At 71.0% G+C, this 19,765-nt stretch carries 15 protein-coding genes; 1 reads left to right on the forward strand and 14 read right to left on the reverse strand.

What is annotated here, in order from left to right; translation table 11 throughout:
- Window positions 1-70: 70 nt before the first annotated feature.
- Window positions 71-967 carry a TraR/DksA family transcriptional regulator gene (locus GPA10_RS30770; protein WP_425505842.1) on the reverse strand — a complete coding sequence of 299 codons (897 nt, stop codon included), beginning with the start codon at window positions 965-967 and terminating at the stop codon, window positions 71-73.
- Window positions 968-1,940: 973 nt separating this feature from the next.
- Between GPA10_RS30770 and ileS the strand changes: the two genes are divergently transcribed.
- Window positions 1,941-5,087: an isoleucine--tRNA ligase gene (ileS, locus tag GPA10_RS30780; RefSeq protein ID WP_157168348.1), complete on the forward strand. Its 3,147-nt coding sequence runs from the start codon at window positions 1,941-1,943 to the stop codon at window positions 5,085-5,087.
- A gap of 152 nt (window positions 5,088-5,239) precedes the next feature.
- Here the strand turns inward: ileS and GPA10_RS30785 are convergent, their stop codons facing one another.
- From GPA10_RS30785 to GPA10_RS30845, 13 genes are all read right to left on the reverse strand, one after another.
- Entirely contained in the window at window positions 5,240-6,427 is a 1,188-nt protein-coding gene (locus GPA10_RS30785) for a DivIVA domain-containing protein (RefSeq protein ID WP_079086963.1), read from the reverse strand.
- 55 nt (window positions 6,428-6,482) lie between these two features.
- Window positions 6,483-6,767 carry a YggT family protein gene (locus GPA10_RS30790; RefSeq protein WP_058851707.1) on the reverse strand — a complete coding sequence of 95 codons (285 nt, stop codon included), beginning with the start codon at window positions 6,765-6,767 and terminating at the stop codon, window positions 6,483-6,485.
- Between the two features lie 112 nt (window positions 6,768-6,879).
- Entirely contained in the window at window positions 6,880-7,527 is a 648-nt protein-coding gene (locus GPA10_RS30795; protein WP_030564394.1) for a cell division protein SepF, read from the reverse strand.
- Between the two features lie 129 nt (window positions 7,528-7,656).
- Entirely contained in the window at window positions 7,657-8,376 is a 720-nt protein-coding gene (locus GPA10_RS30800) for a YggS family pyridoxal phosphate-dependent enzyme (RefSeq protein WP_157168349.1), read from the reverse strand.
- 6 nt (window positions 8,377-8,382) lie between these two features.
- Window positions 8,383-9,123 (reverse strand): peptidoglycan editing factor PgeF, encoded by a 741-nt coding sequence (gene pgeF / locus GPA10_RS30805; RefSeq protein ID WP_343041507.1) that lies wholly within the window; start codon window positions 9,121-9,123, stop codon window positions 8,383-8,385.
- Entirely contained in the window at window positions 9,120-10,352 is a 1,233-nt protein-coding gene (ftsZ, locus tag GPA10_RS30810) for a cell division protein FtsZ (protein WP_058851710.1), read from the reverse strand. The genes pgeF and ftsZ overlap by 4 nt, the downstream gene beginning before the upstream one ends.
- A gap of 275 nt (window positions 10,353-10,627) precedes the next feature.
- On the reverse strand, window positions 10,628-11,455 hold the full coding sequence (locus GPA10_RS30815) for a cell division protein FtsQ/DivIB (protein WP_425505843.1): 828 nt from the start codon (window positions 11,453-11,455) through the stop codon (window positions 10,628-10,630).
- 15 nt (window positions 11,456-11,470) lie between these two features.
- Complete coding sequence (murG, locus tag GPA10_RS30820) at window positions 11,471-12,565, reverse strand: undecaprenyldiphospho-muramoylpentapeptide beta-N-acetylglucosaminyltransferase (RefSeq protein ID WP_030564384.1); 1,095 nt, start codon at window positions 12,563-12,565, stop codon at window positions 11,471-11,473.
- Window positions 12,566-12,571: 6 nt separating this feature from the next.
- Window positions 12,572-13,885: a putative lipid II flippase FtsW gene (gene ftsW / locus GPA10_RS30825; RefSeq protein WP_058851711.1), complete on the reverse strand. Its 1,314-nt coding sequence runs from the start codon at window positions 13,883-13,885 to the stop codon at window positions 12,572-12,574.
- Window positions 13,886-14,054: 169 nt separating this feature from the next.
- Window positions 14,055-15,473, reverse strand: a complete 1,419-nt coding sequence (gene murD / locus GPA10_RS30830; RefSeq protein ID WP_343041508.1) for a UDP-N-acetylmuramoyl-L-alanine--D-glutamate ligase — start codon at window positions 15,471-15,473, stop codon at window positions 14,055-14,057.
- A complete protein-coding gene (gene mraY / locus GPA10_RS30835) occupies window positions 15,470-16,540 on the reverse strand; it encodes a phospho-N-acetylmuramoyl-pentapeptide-transferase (RefSeq protein ID WP_030564377.1) in 1,071 nt (356 codons plus the stop codon). Before mraY ends, murD begins: the two co-directional genes overlap by 4 nt.
- The gene (locus tag GPA10_RS30840) at window positions 16,537-17,967 is read right to left on the reverse strand and encodes a UDP-N-acetylmuramoyl-tripeptide--D-alanyl-D-alanine ligase (protein ID WP_058851713.1); all 1,431 of its coding nucleotides are present in this window, start codon (window positions 17,965-17,967) and stop codon (window positions 16,537-16,539) included. Before GPA10_RS30840 ends, mraY begins: the two co-directional genes overlap by 4 nt.
- A 4-nt stretch (window positions 17,968-17,971) precedes the next feature.
- Entirely contained in the window at window positions 17,972-19,738 is a 1,767-nt protein-coding gene (locus GPA10_RS30845) for a UDP-N-acetylmuramoyl-L-alanyl-D-glutamate--2,6-diaminopimelate ligase (RefSeq protein WP_425505844.1), read from the reverse strand.
- Between the last annotated feature and the right edge of the window lie 27 nt (window positions 19,739-19,765).

Raw genomic sequence — 19,765 nt, forward strand, 5'->3', positions numbered from 1 at the left:
CTCGACCTAGGTACCTGACTGGGGACGAGGGTACGGCACACACGTACGGTCCACGGCGCCCAGGCCACGCTCAGTAGCGCCGTTCCTGCTTCTGCTTGCACTCGACGCACAGGGTGGCGCGCGGGAAGGCCTGCATGCGCGCCTTGCCGATGGGGTTGCCGCAGTTCTCGCAGAGACCGTAGGTGCCCGCGTCGAGGCGCTCCAGGGCGCGTTCCGTCTGCTCCAGCATCTCCCGGGCGTTGGCGGCGAGCGCCATCTCGTGCTCCCGGGTGATGTTCTTGGTGCCGGTGTCCGCCTGGTCGTCGCCCGCGCCGTCCCCGGAGTCCCGCATCAGGCCCGCGAGGGACGTCTCGGACGCCTCGATCTCGGTCCGCAGCCGCATGGTCTCGGCCATCAGCTCGGTCCGTGCCTCGGCGACCTCCGCCGGGGTCCACGGGTCCTCGCCGGGCCGCACCGCGAGCTCGCCGGGTGCCGCCGCCGCGGCCCGCGCCTTGGGCACCGCATCCGGCTTCTTCGCCGCCGTCGCCGTGCCCGGAGTCTTCTTCGCAACCACCGTCGTGGCTCCCGTCGTCTCCGCGGCCTGAGCCGCACCGTCGGCCGCGGACGCGGCCGTCTTCCTGGCCGTACGCTTTCCGGCCCCGGGGCCCTTGGCGGCGCCCGTCGCCTTCTTGGACGCAGACACCCCGCCCTCCACCTCCCCGGCCACGGCCTTCGTGGCCACGGACTTCCCGGGTGCGGACTCCTTGGCGGCAGTCTCCTTGGCGGCGCTCTTCTTGGCAGCGGCCTTCTTGGCCGTCACTGCCGCCTTGGCCGACTTCGCTGTGCCCGACTTCTTGGCGGCCGCCTTCGTAGTGGTCGCCTTCGTAGCAGCCGTCTTCGTAGTGGTCGCCTTCGTAGTGGTCGCCGTCTCCGTGGCGGCCGTCTCCGTGGCGGCCGTCTCCGTAGCGCCGGCCTTCGTGGCGGCCACCTTCGTAGTGCCTGCCTTCGTAGTGCCTGCCTTGGCAGTGGCTGTCTTGGCAGTGGCTGTCTTCTTGGCTCCGGCCTTCGTGGCGCCAGTGTGCGCGGCGGCCGCCTTCGTGGCAGTGGCCTTCTCCGCCGGACCACCCCCCTTCGCGGCAGAAGCCCTCTCGGCTGGAGGCCGCTTCTTCGCGGCAGAAGCCCTCTTGGCCGGAGGCCGCTTCGCGGGGGCCCCGGCGGCCGCGGTCGCCCCCTCGGACTCGGGCACGGCCGAAGCGCCGGAGGCAGCCCCCGTGCCGGAGGCAGCCCTTCTCGGCCCCGCCGAGGAACCGGTGGATCTGTTCGACGCCGACTGCTGTCCGGCGGTCTTCTTCGCCACCATGGCCGCGGCCCCTTCACATATTGTGATCTTGCACGCGAATCGTGCTGGGACGATAAATCGACTCCACGTCCGCGGCAACGGGGCACGCCGCCCGATGAGCCCGCCCCGCGGGTGCCGCGCGACGAGCCTGCAAGCGTTGTGCCCAGCTCCCCGCCCCGTAAATCCGCCGACGGGAGCGTGCGCGGACCCGTCGGCGCGCGTCTGGCCATTCGGGTCAGGGCGGGCCCGCGCTCCCGCCCCGCCCGGCCCCGCCGAAAACCGGTCGGCCGACCCCGTCCCGGCGCCGTACACTGGCCGGAGCGAGAAGCGTGGATGGGGACGAGTAGCGGCGTACGCGGCCAGGAGCGACCCGGGGACGGTGAGAGCCCGGGGGCGAGCGCGACGCGAAGATCACCCCGGAGCCGCCGGAAGAACGCCGCGGCCGACCCCGAAGAGGGGCGGACCCGGCAAGTAGACCCGGCATCGCGACCCCAATGAGGGGGCTTTCCAGGGCGCCGCCCGCGCCAGGAGGGCCAAGGAGGGTGGTACCGCGGGAGCGCAGCAGCGCAGCCTCTCGTCCCTCCGACGGAAGGGAAGAACGTCCGCCGGAGGAAGCGCGAACATGACACCGCCCCCGCAGTACCGCCAGGTGCCGGCCCAGGTCGACCTGCCCGCCCTGGAGCACGCCGTGCTCGACTTCTGGCGCGAGCAGAAGATCTTCGCCAAGAGCCTGGAGCAGTCCGAGGGCCGCCCCGAGTGGGTGTTCTACGAGGGCCCGCCCACGGCCAACGGCATGCCCGGCGCACACCACATCGAGGCCCGCGTCTTCAAGGACGTCTTCCCGCGCTTCCGCACCATGCGCGGCTATCACGTCGCCCGAAAGGCCGGCTGGGACTGCCACGGCCTGCCCGTCGAGCTGGCCGTCGAGAAGGAACTCGGCTTCAACGGCAAGAAGGACATCGAGGCGTACGGCATCGCCGAGTTCAACGCCAAGTGCCGCGAGTCCGTGACCCGGCACACGGACGCCTTCGCCGACCTCACGACCCGCATGGGCTACTGGGTCGACCTCGACGAGGCGTACCGCACGATGAACCCGGAGTACGTCGACTCCGTCTGGTGGTCCCTGAAGGAGATCTTCAACAAGGACCTGCTCGTCCAGGACCACCGCGTCGCCCCCTGGTGCCCCCGCTGCGGCACGGGCCTGTCCGACCACGAGCTGGCGCAGGGCTACGAGACGGTCGTCGACCCGTCCGTCTACGTCCGCTTCCCGCTGACCGGCGGCCCCCTCGCGGGTGAGGCCGCCCTCCTGGTGTGGACGACCACCCCGTGGACGCTGGTGTCCAACACGGCGGTCGCCGCCCACCCGGACGTCACCTACGTGGTGGCGACCGACGGCAAGGAGAAGCTGGTCGTCGCGGAGCCCCTGGTGGAGAAGGCGCTCGGCGAGGGCTGGGAGACCACGGGCCAGAGCTTCACCGGCGCCGAGATGGAGCGCTGGACGTACCAGCGCCCCTTCGAGCTCGTCGCCTTCCCCGCCGAGGCGCACTACGTCGTCAACGCGGACTACGTCACCACGGAGGACGGCACCGGCCTCGTCCACCAGTCCCCCGCCTTCGGTGAGGACGACCTCAAGGTCTGCCGTTCCTACGGCCTGCCGGTGGTGAACCCGGTCCGCCCGGACGGCACCTTCGAGGAGGACGTCCCGCTCGTGGGCGGCGTCTTCTTCAAGAAGGCCGACGAGAGCCTCACCAAGGACCTGGACGACCGCGGCCTGCTCTTCCGGCACATCGCCTACGAGCACAGCTACCCGCACTGCTGGCGCTGCCACACGGCGCTCCTCTACTACGCGCAGCCCTCCTGGTACATCCGCACCACGGCCGTCAAGGACCGGCTCCTGGAGGAGAACGAGAAGACCAACTGGTTCCCGGACTCCGTCAAGCACGGCCGGTTCGGCGACTGGCTGACCAACAACGTCGACTGGGCGCTGTCCCGCAACCGCTACTGGGGCACTCCGCTGCCCATCTGGCGCTGCGAGGAGGGCCATCTCACCTGCGTCGGCTCGCGCGCGGAGCTCACCGAGCTGACCGGCACCGACCAGTCGGCGCTCGACCCGCACCGCCCCTTCATCGACGAGGTCACCTTCCCCTGCACCCACGAGGACTGCGCCCTCGAAGCGGTGCGCGTGCCCGAGGTCATCGACGCCTGGTACGACTCGGGCTCGATGCCGTTCGCGCAGTGGGGCTACCCGCACAAGAACAAGGAACTGTTCGAGAGCCGCTACCCCGCGCAGTTCATCAGCGAGGCCATCGACCAGACCCGCGGCTGGTTCTACACGCTCATGGCCGTCGGCACCCTGGTCTTCGACAAGTCCTCGTACGAGAACGTCGTCTGCCTCGGCCACATCCTCGCCGAGGACGGCCGCAAGATGTCCAAGCACCTGGGCAACACCCTGGAGCCGATCCCGCTCATGGACCAGCACGGCGCCGACGCCGTCCGCTGGTTCATGGCGGCGGGCGGCTCCCCCTGGGCGGCCCGCCGCGTGGGCCACGGCACCATCCAGGAAGTCGTCCGCAAGACCCTCCTGACGTACTGGAACACGGTCGCCTTCCAGGCGCTGTACGCCCGTACGTCGAAGTGGGCACCCTCGGACAGCGATCCGGCCCCCGCCGACCGCCCGCTCCTGGACCGCTGGCTGCTCAGCGAGCTGCACGCCCTCACCGACCAGGTGACGCAGGCCCTGGACGCCTACGACACCCAGCGCGCGGGCAAGCTGCTCTCCACCTTCGTGGACAACCTCTCCAACTGGTACGTCCGCCGCTCGCGGCGCCGCTTCTGGCAGGGCGACGCGGCCGCGCTGCGCACGCTGCACGAGGTCGTCGAGACGGTCACGCGCCTGCTCGCCCCGCTGACGCCGTTCATCGCGGAGCGCGTCTGGCAGGACCTGGTCGTGCCGGTCACGCCGGACGCCCCGGAGTCGGTGCACCTGTCCTCCTGGCCGGAGGCGGACCTGTCGGCGATCGACCCGGACCTGTCGAAGCAGATCGTCCTCGTGCGCCGCCTGGTCGAGCTCGGCCGGGCCACGCGCGCGGAGTCGGGCGTCAAGACCCGGCAGCCGCTGTCCCGCGCGCTGATCGCGGCGTCGGGCTTCGAGTCCCTCAACCCGGAGCTGCACACCCAGATCACCGAGGAGCTGAACGTCTCCTCCCTGGCGTCGCTCTCCGACGTCGGCGGCTCCCTGGTCGACACCACCGCCAAGGCCAACTTCCGTGCCCTGGGCAAGCGCTTCGGCAAGGGCGTCCAGGCGGTCGCCAAGGCCGTCGCCGACGCCGACGCGGCCGCCCTGTCCCTCGCCCTGCGCGCGGGCACGGCGTCGGTGGAGGTCGACGGCGAGCGGGTGAGCCTCGCCCCGGACGAGGTCATCATCACGGAGACCCCGCGCGAGGGCTGGTCGGTGGCGTCCGACTCCGGCGCCACGGTCGCCCTCGACCTGGAGCTCACGGACGAGCTGCGGCGCGCGGGCCTGGCCAGGGACGCGATCCGTCTGATCCAGGAGGCCCGCAAGAACAGCGGCCTGGACGTCGCGGACCGCATCGCCCTGCGCTGGCACTCCCCCGACGAGGCCACGGCCACGGCCCTCACCGACCACGCCGCCCTCATCGCCGACGAGGTCCTCGCCACGGACTTCGCCTCCGGCGAGGCGGACGACACCTACGGCGAGCCGTTCGAGGACGACTCCCTGAACCTCACCTTCCGCCTCCGCAAGGCGTAGCGGCACCACCGAAGGCCCGGCCCCGCAGCTCAGGCGACGGAGCCGGGCCTTCGCCTTACCCCGGTATCCGCGCGCGCAAAAGGGCGGAGCCCCCGGAAACTCCGGGGGCTCCGCCCTGTACGAACTTGCCGACGCCTAGGGCGCGAGGCCCGTCAGTTGTCGTCCTCATCGATGAGGAACCCACGCATCGGGGACGGGGCCTGCTGCATGGGCTGGGGCCCCTGCGGCCGCACCGGCGCCATCGGCTGCGTCATGGCGGGCGACATCTGCTGCTGCCCGCCGTAGGACGGCCCGCCCGGGGACTGGGTGCCCCCCATGGACTGGTTGCTGCCGTAGGACGGGGCACCCGCGCCGGCCGAGGCCATCGAAGGCGCCGGGGACGGCGGCAGCGAAGCGGTCGCCGGGGTCCGCGGCGGCGCCAGCGAGTCGTCGGCCTGCGTCTCCAGCTGACGCAGCTGCGACTCCAGGTAGGACTTCAGACGGGTGCGGTACTCGCGCTCGAAGCCGCGCAGGTCCTCGACCTTGCGCTCCAGGGTGGCGCGGGCGGACTCCAGGGAGCCCATCGCGACACGGTGCTTCTCCTGCGCGTCCCGCTCCAGGGCGTCGGCCTTGGCACGGGCGTCCCGCTCCAGGCCCTCGGCACGCGAACGGGCCTCGCCGACGATCTTGTTGGCCTCGGAACGGGCCTCCGCGATCGCCTGGTCGGCGGTCTGCTGGGCGAGGGAGAGCACACGGGCGGCGCTGTCGCCGCCGGGGCCCTGACCGGGCTGCGGCATCTGCGGACCGTGGCCGCCCATGGGACCGCCCATCGGGCCACCCATCGGACCCTGGCCCATCGGACCCGGACCCTGCCCCATGGGGCCCTGGCCCATCTGGCCCTGCCCCATCTGACCCTGACCCATCTGCCCCTGACCCTGCGGACCGCCCTGCGGGCCGTGCGCGCTGGGTCCCGCGGGGAGCTGCGGCGCACCGCCCGGAAGCTGCGGCGGGCCGCCCATCGGGTGCTGCTGCTGCGGCGGCACCGGCTGCGGACCCGATATTGCGGCGGGCACAGGGGCGCCGGGACCGCGCTGGTCCTGCGGACCCTCGGGTCCACCGGGGCCGCCGGGGCCACCAGGACCGCCGGGGCCCTTGCGCATCCCGCCCTGCTGCTGGTTCTGCGCGGCGGCACGGGTGGCCGCGGCCAGCTTGGCGCGCAGGTCCTCGTTCTCGCGGAGCAGGCGGGTCAGCTCGGCCTCGACCTCATCTAGGAAGGCATCGACCTCGTCCTCGTCATAGCCTTCTCGGAGACGGACGGTCGTGAACTGCTTGTTCCGCACGTCCTCGGGGGTCAGCGGCATCTCTTTACCTCAACGTAGTCGTCGGCATTCGGCAAGAACGTAGTCGACATCGCGCTCACACCTTGGTCACGACAGTGATCAGGATGTAGACGATGATCATCAGCACGAAGAAGGACAGGTCGAGCGCCACGCCCCCGAGACGCAGCGGCGGAATGAACCGCCGCAGAAGCTTGAGCGGTGGATCGGTGACAGTGTAGGTGGCCTCCAGAACGACCACCATCGCCTTGCCGGGTTGCCATGAGCGGGCGAACTGGAAGACGTAGTCCATGACCAGCCGGAAGATCAGCACGATGAGGAAACACATCAGCGCGATATAGATCACTTGCAGGACCACGCCCATGTTCGCGTTTCCCTCTCCCCTGTTCTCAGTCGAGTGTCCTCGGTCGAGTCTGTGTGCTCAGTCGAGTTCGTGCCGTGTCGATCCGATGACTGCTGTCTACTGCACCTGCGTCTCAGCTCTGGTTGAAGAACCCGCCCTCTGCGATGCGGGCCTTGTCCTCCGCCGTGACATCGACGTTAGCAGGCGACAACAGGAACACCTTCTGCGTCACTCGCTCGATACTGCCATGCAGGCCGAAGACGAGACCGGCTGCAAAGTCGACAAGTCGCTTCGCGTCCGTGTCGTCCATCTCCGTCAAGTTCATGATCACCGGGGTGCCTTCGCGGAAGTGTTCCCCGATGGTACGGGCTTCGTTGTAGGTCCGGGGGTGAAGTGTGGTGATGCGGTAGGGCTCACGCTCGGACACGACCTTGGGCATGATCACCGGTGCGTTCTTCTCCAGGCTCTGGCGTTCGGGTGTGATAGATGCCACGGGGGCGATTCGTGCCGGACGTCCCGATTCAGCGGGAAGCGAAGCGGCGCGTGGCGCCGGGTCGCGCGGCGCCGGCGGCTGTACCACTCGTACCGATTCGTCCCGATCCAAGTCCCGGTCCGACAGGTGGGACTGGTGCGACTGGTGCGGCGGCTCGTGCCGCCGACGGTCGCGCTCCGGCTCCGGCTCGGGCTCGAAATCGTCGTCGGGGTCGAATCCCCGACCGTCGTAACCGTCGTCCTCCACGAGGCCGAGGTAGACCGCCATCTTGCGCATCGCGCCGGCCATGCTCTGAGTCCTCCGCTCTGTGGTGGATCGAGAGGTCCGTCGTCATCAACTGCCCGCGATCCACGAGGTATCCCCGCCGAACTGCGGGAATGACCATATTTTCTGCTGTGGTCCGACTTCTTGGCGACGTTACCCGAGCCCGCGTCGGACTCCGAGTACCGCCGTACCGACGCGCACATGTGTCGCACCGGCCGCCACAGCCTGTTCGAGGTCCGCACTCATCCCTGCCGACACCATGTTCGCAGCCGGATGGGCCACGCGCAGGGCAGTCGACAAATCCATCAGCCGCTCGAACGCCGCCTGTTGCCGTCCCGCGTATGCGCCGGTGAGCGGCGCGACCGTCATCAGACCGCCGAGCCGAAGGCCCGGAGCCCCGGCCACGGACGCGGCCAACTCCTCGATCCCCTCCGGCGCCACTCCGCCGCGGTCGCCCCGGCCGCCGACCCCCGCGTCCAGGGCGACCTGGAGCAGACAGCCGATCTCGCGCCCGGCGCGCACGGCCTCCTTCGACAGGGCCGTGACCAGCTTGACCCGGTCGATCGACTGCACCACATCCGCATAGCCGACCACGGAACGCACCTTGTTGGTCTGCAACTGGCCCACGAAGTGCCAGTCGAGAGGCAGATCCGAACAGTCGGCGGCCTTGGGGGCGGCGTCCTGGTCGCGGTTCTCGGCCACGTGGCGTACACCGAGTTCCGAGAGAAACCGCACATCGCTCGCGGGGTAGGTCTTGGTGACCACGATCAGGGTCAGCTCTTCGCGCTTGCGGCCCGCGGCCGCGCAGGCCGCCCCGATGCGCTTTTCCACCGCCGCCAGATTCGCGGCGAGTTCCGCCTTACGGTCCGTCATGCCTCATCAGTCCAGCCACACATAGCCCGCGAGCCGACCGGTCGTGCGGTCGCGGCGGTACGAGAAGTGGTCACCCGACTCCAGGGTGCACACCGGCGACCACTCCCGGTCGCGCACTCCGAGCCGGTCGAGCTGGGCGTGCACGCCGGCGGTCACGTCGACCGCGGGCGTGCCCCAGCTCGTCTCGGCGTACGCCGCGGGTTCCACGGCGGCGACGTCGGCGCGCATGTCCGCGGGTACTTCGTAACAACGGCCGCAGACCGCGGGCCCGGTGCGGGCGACGATCCGCTCCGGCCTCGCCCCGAGGCCCGTCATGGCCTCGACGGCCGCGGGCACCACCCCGGCGACCAGGCCCGGACGCCCGGCGTGCGCGGCCGCGGCGACTCCCGCGACGGGATCGGCGAGGAGCACCGGGGTGCAGTCGGCGGTGAGCACCGCGAGGGCGAGGCCGCGCCGGGCGGTGACCACGGCGTCGACCGCCGGAATCTCCTGCTCGGCGGACCAGGGCGCGTCGACCACCGCGACGTCCCGGCCGTGCACCTGCTTCATCCAGACCACGCGCGCGGGGTCGAGGGCGAGGCTCTTGGCCGCCAGTTCGCGGTTGCGGTGCACGGCTTCGGGGTCGTCGCCGACCGCGCCGCCGAGGTTGAGCGCCTCGTACGGAACGGCGCTCACTCCGCCCCACCTGTCGGTGAAGGCGAAGTGCGCGCCGCTCGCGGTGCTCGTGGTGGAGCGCTGGTCTATCACTTCAGGAAGTCCGGCACGTCCAGCTCCTCCGCCTGGCTGTCCTGGTGCAGACGGGTCGAGGGGACCTGCGGCGGCGTCGCCGGGGACGCCGGGGGCTCGCTCGCCCGGTCGGCGGGCTCGGGCTGCTCGGCCGGGGCCGCGGAGTCCTCGCGCGCCGTGACGCTGCCGAGGCCGCCGAACGCCGGGGCCGGACGGGCCGGTTCGCTCGGCCGGGCCGGGGTCGCCGGTTCCTCGCGCTTGGCGGACGCCGAGCCGAGGACGTTGTCCCGCTTGGACGGGGGCTGACCGCCGTCGAAGCCCGCCGCGATGACGGTGACCCGCACCTCGTCGCCGAGCGCGTCGTCGATGACCGCGCCGAAGATGATGTTGGCCTCGGGGTGGGCGGCCTCGCTGACCAGTTGGGCGGCTTCGTTGATCTCGAAGAGGCCGAGGTCGGAGCCGCCGGAGATGGAGAGCAGGACGCCGCGGGCGCCGTCGATGGACGCCTCAAGGAGCGGCGAGGAGATCGCCATCTCGGCCGCCGCCACGGCGCGGTCGTCGCCGCGGGCCGAGCCGATGCCCATGAGCGCCGAACCCGCCTCGGACATGACCGACTTGACGTCGGCGAAGTCGAGGTTGATCAGGCCGGGCGTGGTGATGAGGTCGGTGATGCCCTGCACGCCGGAGAGCAGCACCTGGTCGGCCGACTTGAAGGCGTCGAGCACGCTGACCTGGCGGTCCGAGATGGACAGGAGCCGGTCGTTGGGGATGACGATGAGGGTGTCGACCTCTTCGCGGAGCTCCGCGATGCCGTCCTCCGCCTGGTTGGCGCGGCGGCGGCCCTCGAAGGTGAAGGGCCGGGTGACCACACCGATCGTCAGGGCGCCCAGGGAGCGGGCGATGTTGGCGACCACGGGCGCGCCGCCCGTGCCGGTGCCGCCGCCCTCACCGGCCGTCACGAAGACCATGTCGGCCCCCTTGAGGACCTCCTCGATCTCCTCGCGGTGGTCCTCGGCGGCCTTGCGGCCGACGGCCGGGTTGGCTCCGGCGCCGAGTCCGCGGGTGAGTTCCCGGCCGACGTCGAGCTTGACGTCGGCGTCGCTCATCAACAGGGCTTGCGCGTCGGTGTTGATGGCGATGAACTCGACGCCCTTGAGACCGACCTCGATCATCCGGTTGATGGCATTGACACCACCGCCGCCGACACCGATGACTTTGATGACTGCGAGGTAGTTCTGCGGTGCTGCCACGTCGAAGGCCTCTCGCCTCGAGTTACGTGTCGTCGTCTCGCACTGCCGCGATACGCCGACTGATGCCGAATGGGACGGTCCGAACGCCGACCCGAACCCTAACGCTGAAGTTTAGGGTTACCAGTGTGTCTGTTCCTTGGACTCTTCCGAACAGGACACTAAGTCGACAAGTGGCGCACGTTCAACGAACACGCCGAACCTCCCGTTTTTCTTTTCACCCTATGTGATCAGGCGGAGCACTGCCCATCCAGGGTGCTGGCCTGCGCTGATGTACGTCAACTCGCGGATGACGCGGGGGCGGTGGGGACGCTCACGTCGAAGTGCCGTGCCTTCGGAACTGCTTTCATCAGCGCGGTGAGCGCCTCGGCCTTCGCGCGCCCCTTCTCGCCACTGCCCCACAGGACCGTGCGGCCGTCGCGCAACCGCAGCGAGATGGAGTCGTACGAACGGACCTTGACGGCCAGGGTGTCCGCGGCGACGGCGCCCGGCAGGGCGGCGACCACGCGGACGGCCTCGCGGCGCAGCCGCTCGGCGTCGAAGCGGCGGAGGCTGGCACCGGCGCTGCCGTCGGGGTCGGTCGCCATCTCCAGGAGCGGGGTGTCCCGCGGGGCCTTGTCGACCGTGGCGAAACGGACACCCTTCGCATCCACTTCGATGAACTTTCCGCCCTTTTTCACGAGCAGTACCGGAGTGCGCTCCGTCACTTTCAGACTGATTTCGTGGGGCCAGGAGCGGATGACAGCAACCGAGTCAATTCGGGGCAATTTTCTCCGCAGTCGCTCCTCGATGGCGCCGGAGTCGACCGAAATCAGCGGTCCTCCGAGCGGGACGCCCGCGGCGTCCCGCACCTCGCCCGGCTTGAGCGCCATCGTGCCGGAGGTCGTCACCCGCTCCACCCGCAGCCAGGGCGAGCCGTAGACCACCCAGGTGCCGCCGCCCACGAGCACGGCGAGGGCGGCCGTCACGACGATCAGGGTGCGCGGCCGCGGGACCCCCGGCAGGCGCGGCAGCCGTGGGAGCCGCGGGCGCGGGCGGGACGGGCGGGCGGGCCCGGGCCCAGCCCCCCGCCGTTCGGCGGTCGTCGGTCCGGCCCGTCCGGCCACTGTCCCTGCCTTCTCTCACGCGCTGCGGCGTGACGCAATCGCCTCGTACACCATGTTGACGAGGAGGTCGTCGGCGTCCCTGCGGCCGAACTCCGAGGCGGCGCGGGACATCTCGTACAGCCGGTGCGGGTCGGCGAGCACGGGCAGGACGTTGCCCTGGACCCACTCGGGCGTCAGTTCCGCGTCGTCGACCAGCAGTCCGCCGCCCGCCTTGACCACCGGCTGGGCGTTCAGCCGCTGTTCGCCGTTGCCGATGGGCAGCGGGACATAGGCGGCCGGCAGCCCGACGGCGGACAGCTCGGCGACGGTCATCGCGCCCGCACGGCAGAGCATCATGTCCGCCGCGGCGTACGCGAGGTCCATCCGGTCCACGTACGGTACCGGGATGTAGGGGGGCATCCCGGGCATGTTCTCTACGTACGGCATTTCGTTCTTCGGGCCGACCGCGTGCAGGATCTGGATGCCCGCCCGCTGGAGCACCGGGGCGACCTGCTGGACGACCTCGTTGAGGCGCCGGGCGCCCTGGGAGCCACCGGAGACGAGCAGCGTCGGCAGGTTCGGGTCGAGACCGAACGCGGCGCGCGCCTCCGGACGGACCCGGGCCCGGTCGAGCAGCGCGATGGTGCGGCGCAGCGGGATGCCGATGTAGCGCGAGCCGCGCAGCTTGCTGTCGGGGGTGGAGACCGCGACCCCCGAGGCGTACCGCGAGCCGATCTTGTTGGCCAGACCGGGGCGCGCGTTGGCCTCGTGCACCACGATCGGCACGCCCGCGCGCTTGGCCGCGAGATAGCCGGGCAGCGCCACATAGCCGCCGAAGCCCACCACGCAGTCGGCCTTGGTGCGCTCCAGGATCTGCTCGGCCGCCTTGATGGTGCCGCGCAGCCGGCCCGGCACCGTGATCAGCTCGGGCGTGGGCTTGCGCGGCAGGGGCACGGCGGGGATCAGGGCGAGTTCATAGCCCCGCTCGGGCACGAGTCGGGTCTCGAGGCCGCGCTCCGTGCCCAGGGCCGTGATCCCCACGGTCGGGTCCTGCCTGCGCAGGGCGTCCGCGAGGGCGAGCGCGGGCTCGATGTGGCCGGCGGTCCCCCCACCGGCGAGTACGACATGCACCGAAATTCACCGCTCTCCGGACGAGCGCGCCTTGACGCGCCGTCGCATCGTGTTCCATCTCACCCGAGGTTGCCGCATGGCCAGGGCCGCCTTCGCCGCCGGTTCCTCGCGCGCGAAGGCGATGAGGAGGCCGATGGCGAACATGGTCGGCAGCAGGGCCGAGCCCCCGTAGGAGAACAGCGGGAGCGGGACACCGGCGATCGGCAGCAGACCGAGCACCGCACCTACGTTGATCACGGCCTGCGCCGTGATCCAGGTGGTCACGCCTCCCGCTGCGTACCTCACGAAGGGGTCCTCCGTGCGTCCGGCCACGCGGATACCCGCATAGCCTAGAGCCGCGAACAGGGCGAGCACCGACAGTGTCCCCGCCAGACCGAGTTCCTCGCCGGTGATGGCGAAGATGAAGTCGGTGTGCGGTTCGGGCAGTTGACCCCATTTTTCCACACTCGCGCCCAGACCGGAACCGAAGAATCCGCCGGAGGCCAGGGCATAGATGCCGTGCACGGCCTGCCAGCACTGGTCGCTCGGCCCGGGATCGGTCGCGCCGATGCAGCCGAGCCGGGCCATGCGGTTGGGGCTCGTCTTGATGAGGATCACACCGAGGACGGCGGCGATGCTCAGCACACCGGCGAACAGCCGCGTCGGCGCCCCCGCCAGCCACAGCAGGCCGAAGAGGATCGCGGTGAGGATGATGGCCGTCCCCATGTCGCCGCCCAGCATGATCAGGCCGAGCAGCATGAAGGTGACGGGAACGAGCGGCACCAGCATGTGTTTCCACTGGGTGAGCAGGCGCTTGTCCTGCTTCCGCGCCAGCAGGTCCGCGCCCCAGAGCACCAGGGCGAGCTTGCCGAACTCACTGGGCTGGAGCTGGAAGGGACCGCCCAGATAGATCCAGTTCTGGTTGCCGTTGACGCTGCGCCCTATCCCCGGGATCTGGACGAGCACCATCAGGAAGACGGAGACGGCCAGCATCGGGTACGAGAGGGCGCGGTGCAGCTTCACCGGCACCCGCATCGCCACGAGCAGCAGTCCCGCGCCGAGGACCGCGGCCACGAACTGCTTGCGGAAGAAGTAGGACGCGGGCAGGTTCAGCTGCAGCGCCTGGATCATCGACGCCGAGTAGACCATCACCAGGCCGAGCGCGGTGATCAGCAGGCTGCTGCCGAAGATCAAGTAGTACGCGGTCAGCGGCCGGTCCCAGGCCCGCCGGGCCCGGACGTAGAGCTGTCGCAGCGGGCTCTCGGCAGCCGCCGGGGCGGTGCGCGGGCGCGGCGCCCGCTTGGGGGCGCGCGGTGTGCGCACGGGTGCTCGCTCGGGCATCAGCGGCCTCCCGTGCCGAAGGCCGCGACGGCCACGCGTCCCGTACCGGATCCCGGCCGTCCACAAGGCCCCCGCCACGACGGCGTACGAACGATTGCCACGGCTGCCACGGCTGCCACGTGCCCTCCTTCGGGTGCCGGGCGCCCCCGGACCACCGCTGGGCCCGCCGTCAGGCGCTCGCGCCGAGTTCGCGGACGGCTGCCGCGAACGCGTCACCACGCTTGTTGTAGTTGGTGAACATGTCCATCGACGCACAGGCGGGCGCCATCAGGACGGTGTCCCCCGGCCCCGCGAGCCGTGCCGCCTGCCGTACCGCCTCGGACATCGCACCAGTGTCCGTCCGGTCGAGGTCCACGACCGGGACCTGCGGGGCGTGTCGCACGAGCGCTTCGCGGATCAGGGCACGGTCGGCGCCGATCAGGACGACCCCCTTGAGCCGCGCGGCGGCATCGGCCACAAGATCGTCGAAGGTGGCGCCCTTGGCGAGGCCGCCGGCGATCCACACGATCGACTCGTAGGAGGCCAACGACGCCTGGGCCGCGTGGGTGTTGGTGGCCTTGGAGTCGTCGATGTACGCGACCCCGTCCACGTCGGCCACGTGCTCGATGCGGTGGGCGTCCGGGCTGAAGGCGCGCAGGCCGTCGCGGACCGCCGTGGCCGGTACGCCGTAGGCGCGGGCGAGGGCGGCGGCAGCCAGGGCGTTGGCGATGTTGTGCGGCGCGGGCGGCCGTACGTCCGAGATCTCGGCGAGTTCCTGGGCCTGCTTCTGGCGGTCCGGCACGAAGGCACGGTCGACCAGGATGCCGTCCACGACGCCCAGTTGCGAGGGGGCGGGCGCGTTCAGCGTGAAACCGATGGCGCGGCAGCCCTCCTCGACGTCGGCCTCGCGGACCAGGTCCTGTGTCGACGGCTTGTCGACGGCGTCGACGTTGTAGACGCAGGCGATCTGGTTGCCCTCGTAGATGCGGCCCTTGTCGGCGGCGTACGCCTCCATGGAGCCGTGCCAGTCGAGGTGGTCGGGCGCCAGGTTCAGGACCGCCGCGGAGTGCGCGCGCAGCGAGGGCGCCCAGTGCAGCTGATAGCTGGACAGCTCCACGGCGAGTACGTCGTACGGCTCGGCGTCCAGGACGACGTCGATGATCGGCGTACCGATGTTGCCGACGGCTGCCGTGCGCAGTCCGGCCGCGCCCAGGATGGACGCGAGCATCCGCGTGGTCGTGGTCTTGCCGTTGGTGCCGGTGACCGCGAGCCAGGGCGCGGCGTCCGGGCCGCGCAGGCGCCAGGCGATCTCGACGTCGCCGACGACGTCGACGCCCGCCGCGGCGGCGGCCGCGAACAGCGGCGACGAGGGCTTCCAGCCGGGCGAGGTGACGACGAGGTCGGTGCCGTCGGGGAGCGTCTCCGCGTCGCCGAGGCGTACGGAGATCCCGGTCCCGGCGAGTTCCTCGGCGCGCGCCCGCTGGGCCTCGCCGTCGCCGCCGTCCACGACCGTCACCACCGCGCCGAGGCCCGCGAGGGCGCGGGCGGCGCTGAGGCCGCTCACGCCGAGCCCGGCGACGGTGACGTTCCTGCCCTGCCAGCTGCTCACTTGGTGGCCGCCCACCCTGCGTAGAAGAGTCCGAGTCCGACGATCACGCACATGCCCTGGATGATCCAGAAGCGGACCACCACAAGGACTTCGGACCACCCCTTGAGTTCGAAGTGGTGCTGGAGCGGCGCCATCCGGAAGACGCGCTTCCCGGTCATACGGAAGGAGCCGACCTGGATGACCACGGACATGGTGATCAGGACGAAGAGGCCGCCGAGAAGCGCCAGCAGCAGTTCAGTGCGGGAGCAGATCGCGAGGCCCGCGAGGGCGCCGCCGAGGGCGAGCGAGCCGGTGTCACCCATGAAGATCTTCGCGGGTGAGGTGTTCCACCACAGGAAGCCGAAGCAGGCGCCCATCAGCGCGGAGGCCACGACCGCCAGGTCGAGCGGGTCCCTGACCTCGAAACACGCCTCCGGGTTGGTGAGCGTGTTGGCGTTGGCACAGGACTCCTGGTACTGCCAGACGCCGATGAAGGTGTAGGCGCCGAAGACCATCACGGAGGCGCCGGTCGCGAGGCCGTCGAGGCCGTCGGTGAGGTTCACGCCGTTCGACATCGCGAGGATCATGAACAGCGCCCAGACCACGAACAGGACCGGGCCGATCGACCAGCCGAAGTCCGTGACGAACGACAGCTTGGTGGAGGCCGGGGTCTGGTTGCGGTTGTCCGGCCAGTTCAGCGCGAGGACGGCGAAGCCGATGCCGACGATCAGCTGGCCGGCCATCTTCGCCTTGGCGCGCAGACCGAGCGAACGCTGCTTGACGATCTTGATGTAGTCGTCGAGGAAGCCGACCAGGCCCATGCCCGCCATCAGGAAGAGCACCAGCAGACCGGAGAGCGTGAACTCCCCGCCGGTGATGAACTTCGTGAGGAAGTACGCGATGAGCGTCGCCAGGATGAAGGCGATACCACCCATGGTCGGCGTACCGCGCTTGCTGTGGTGCTCGCGCGGGCCGTCGTCCCGGATGAACTGGCCGTAGCCCTTGCGGGCCAGGAGCTTGATCAGCAGGGGCGTACCGACCAGGGTCAGGAAGAGCCCGATCACACCTGCGAAGAGGATCTGCCTCATCGGCCGGCGACCTGCCCCTCCGAAGACGCGGCGGAGTCGTCGAGCAGCGCCAGGGCGACCCGCTCGAGACCGACCGATCTGGACGCCTTCACCAGCACGACGTCTCCTGGGCGCAGCTCGCTGCGCAGCAGGTCGATCGCCGCCTGTGCGTCGGACACGTGCACCGACTCCTCACCCCACGAACCCTCGTTGTATGCGCCCAGTTGGAGCCAGGAAGCTTCCCTGCCCCCGACTGCCACGAGCTTGTTCACGTTCAGCCGGACGGCAAGGCGTCCGACCGCGTCGTGCTCGGCGAGCCCGTCGTCACCCAGCTCGGCCATGTGACCGAGCACCGCCCACGTGCGTCCTCCGTCGGCCTGTGCGGCTCTGCCCATGGCCGCGAGCGCGCGCAGGGCGGCTCGCATGGACTCGGGGTTCGCGTTGTAGGCGTCGTTGACGACCGTCACGCCGTCCGGGCGCTCGGTGACCTCCATCCGCCAGCGGGACAGCGTGCCCGCCTCGGAGAGCGCGAGGGCGATCTCGTCCACGGACATGCCAAGGTCATGGGCGACGGCGGCCGCGGCGAGCGCGTTCGACACGTGGTGCTCACCGTACAGGCGCAGCCGCACGTCGCTGCACCCGGAGGGTGTGGTCAGCGTGAAGGCCGGCTGTCCGTTCTCCGTGAGCCGGACATTCTCGGCGCGTACGTCGGCGTCCTCGGCCTCTCCGAAGAGCAGCACCCGGGCCTTCGTACGCGCTGCCATCGCGCGGACCAGGGGGTCGTCGGCGTTGAGGATCGCGGTGCCGTCGGCGGGCAGCGCCTCGACGAGCTCACCCTTTGCTTGCGCGATCTGCTCACGGCCGCCGAACTCGCCGATGTGGGCGGTGCCGACGTTCAGGACGAGGCCGATCCGAGGCGGTGTGAGGCCGGTGAGGTACCGGATGTGGCCGATACCGCGGGCGCCCATCTCCAGGACGAGGAACTTGGTCTCGTCCGTGGCGCTCAGCGCGGTCAGCGGCAGGCCGATCTCGTTGTTGAACGATCCCGGCGTCCACACCGTGGGCGCCTTGCTGCCGATGACCTGGGCGATCAGATCCTTGGTGCTGGTCTTGCCCGCGGACCCGGTGAGGGCGACCAGGGTCGCGCCGAGCCGGGCGACGACGTGCCGGGCGAGGGCGCCGAGCGCCGCCTGCACGTCGTCGACGACGATCGCGGGGGCCCCGCACGGCCGGGAGCCGAGCACGGCGACCGCGCCCGCCCCGACGACCTGCCCGGCGTAGTCGTGCCCGTCGACGCGTTCGCCGACGAAGGCGGCGAACAGGGCGCCGGGCTGCACCTCACGGGAGTCCATGACGACCGGCCCGGTCACCTGGACCTGCGGATCCGGTATGTCGTACGTCTGCCCGCCGACGACGGTGGCGATCTCGGCGAGGGAGAGGGCGATCACAACTTCATCCCTGGGTTTGCTCGATAGCTTCGCGAAGCACCTGGCGGTCGTCGAAGGGACGGACCACACCGGCGATGTCCTGGCCCTGCTCGTGCCCCTTGCCCGCGACGAGCACCGTGTCGCCGGGCTCGGCGCGGGCGACGGCCGCACGGATGGCGGCTGCCCGGTCCTCGAACACGGCGACGTCGCCGCGCTCGTGGGCGGGCACCTCGGCGGCGCCCGCGAGCATCGTCGCGAGGATGGCGAGGGGGTCCTCGCCGCGGGGGTTGTCGGAAGTCAGTACGGCGGTGTCGGCGAGCCTGGCCGCGGCGGCTCCCATCGGCTTCCGCTTGGTCCGGTCGCGGTCGCCGCCGCAGCCGAGCACGATCGTGAGGCGGCCCTCGGTGACCTTGCGCAGCGCGCGCAGGACCGACTCGACGGCGTCCGTCTTGTGGGCGTAGTCCACGACCGCGAGGTAGGGCTGGTCCGCGTCGACCCGCTCCAGGCGGCCGGGGACGCCCGCGACGGCACCGACGCCGTCGGCGGCCTGCTGCGGGTCGAGTCCGGCGACGGCGAGCGCCACGATCGCGGCGAGCGTGTTGGCGACGTTGAAGGGCCCCGCGAGCGGCGACTTGGCGGCGATCCGCTCGCCCTTGGGGCCGACGGCGGTGAACGTCGAGTCCAGGGGGCCGACTTCCACGTCCTCGGCACGCCAGTCGGCGTCCGGGTGGCCCTCGGCGGAGAAGGTGGTGACGGGGATCTCCGACTCGGTGACGAGCCGGCGTCCGTACTCGTCGTCGAAGTTGACCACGCCGAGCCGCGCGCGCCGCTGGGTGAACAGCTGCGCCTTGGCCTGGAAGTAGTCCTCCATGCCGGAGTGGAACTCCATGTGCTCCGGGCTGAGGTTGTTGAAGACGGCGACGTCGAAGACGCAGCCGTCGACCCGGCCGAGCACCAGGGCGTGGCTGGAGACCTCCATCGCGACCGCCTCGACGCCGCGTTCGCGCATCACCGCGAAGAGCGCCTGGAGGTCGGTGGCCTCGGGCGTGGTGCGCTCGGACTTGATGCGCTCGTCGCCGATGCGCATCTCGACGGTGCCGATGAGGCCCACCCGTCGCCCGCCACCGCCCTCGACCGACGGCGCTTCGCGCCGGTCCACGGAGCTCCGGCGGGCCTCCTTGAGGCCGCCCTCGATGAGGTAGGCCGTGGTGGTCTTGCCGGACGTGCCGGTGATGCCGATCTGGAGCAGGTCGCGGCCCGGGTGGCCGTACACGGTGGCGGCCAGCTCGCCCATGCTGCCGCGCGGGTCGGCGACGACGAGCACCGGCAGGCCCGTGGCGGCGGCGCGGTCGGCGCCCGTCGGGTCGGTGAGGACGGCGGCGGCGCCGAGGTCGGCGGCCTGCGCGACGAAGTCGGCGCCGTGCATGCGGGCGCCGGGCAGGGCGGCGTAGAGGTCACCGGGACGCACCGCACGGGAGTCGTGCGTGATGCCGGTGATGGCGGCGTCCGTGCCCGGGGCCGCGGCCCCCAGCTGATCGGCGAGCTCCGCGAGGGGGGTGGCGGAGACCTGCGTCGGCCTCGGCGGACCCGGGTGGTTCACGGGAGCGTCCTTCTGGGTGGTTTGGGACTGATCAGCGTGTGGCACGGCGGTGAGCGTACCGGGCGTACCCGCTCCAGAGCCAAAAGGGAGGGGTCCGGGCGTAGCGGGGTCGGGCCGGGGCGCGGGCGCGGGACCGCTCGTCGGGCGGTGTGTCGCGGCCCGGTTCCCCGGGTCCGGGGTGATCGTCGTCACGGGCTTTTCCTGTTCGGGTGTGCGTTC

It is taken from the genome of Streptomyces typhae, assembly GCF_009755605.1.
In the GTDB taxonomy this organism is placed as follows: Bacteria; Actinomycetota; Actinomycetes; order Streptomycetales; family Streptomycetaceae; genus Streptomyces; species Streptomyces typhae.

Coding starts and splice junctions, on each gene's coding strand:
- ftsW (WP_058851711.1), bottom strand. CDS start 13,885: ATGCCCGAGCGAGCACCCGTGCGCACACCGCGCGCCCCCAAGCGGGCG.
- GPA10_RS30790 (WP_058851707.1), bottom strand. CDS start 6,767: ATGGGCGTGGTCCTGCAAGTGATCTATATCGCGCTGATGTGTTTCCTC.
- GPA10_RS30795 (WP_030564394.1), bottom strand. CDS start 7,527: ATGGCCGGCGCGATGCGCAAGATGGCGGTCTACCTCGGCCTCGTGGAG.
- GPA10_RS30785 (WP_079086963.1), bottom strand. CDS start 6,427: ATGCCGCTGACCCCCGAGGACGTGCGGAACAAGCAGTTCACGACCGTC.
- GPA10_RS30800 (WP_157168349.1), bottom strand. CDS start 8,376: ATGACGGACCGTAAGGCGGAACTCGCCGCGAATCTGGCGGCGGTGGAA.
- ileS (WP_157168348.1), top strand. CDS start 1,941: ATGACACCGCCCCCGCAGTACCGCCAGGTGCCGGCCCAGGTCGACCTG.
- mraY (WP_030564377.1), bottom strand. CDS start 16,540: ATGAGGCAGATCCTCTTCGCAGGTGTGATCGGGCTCTTCCTGACCCTG.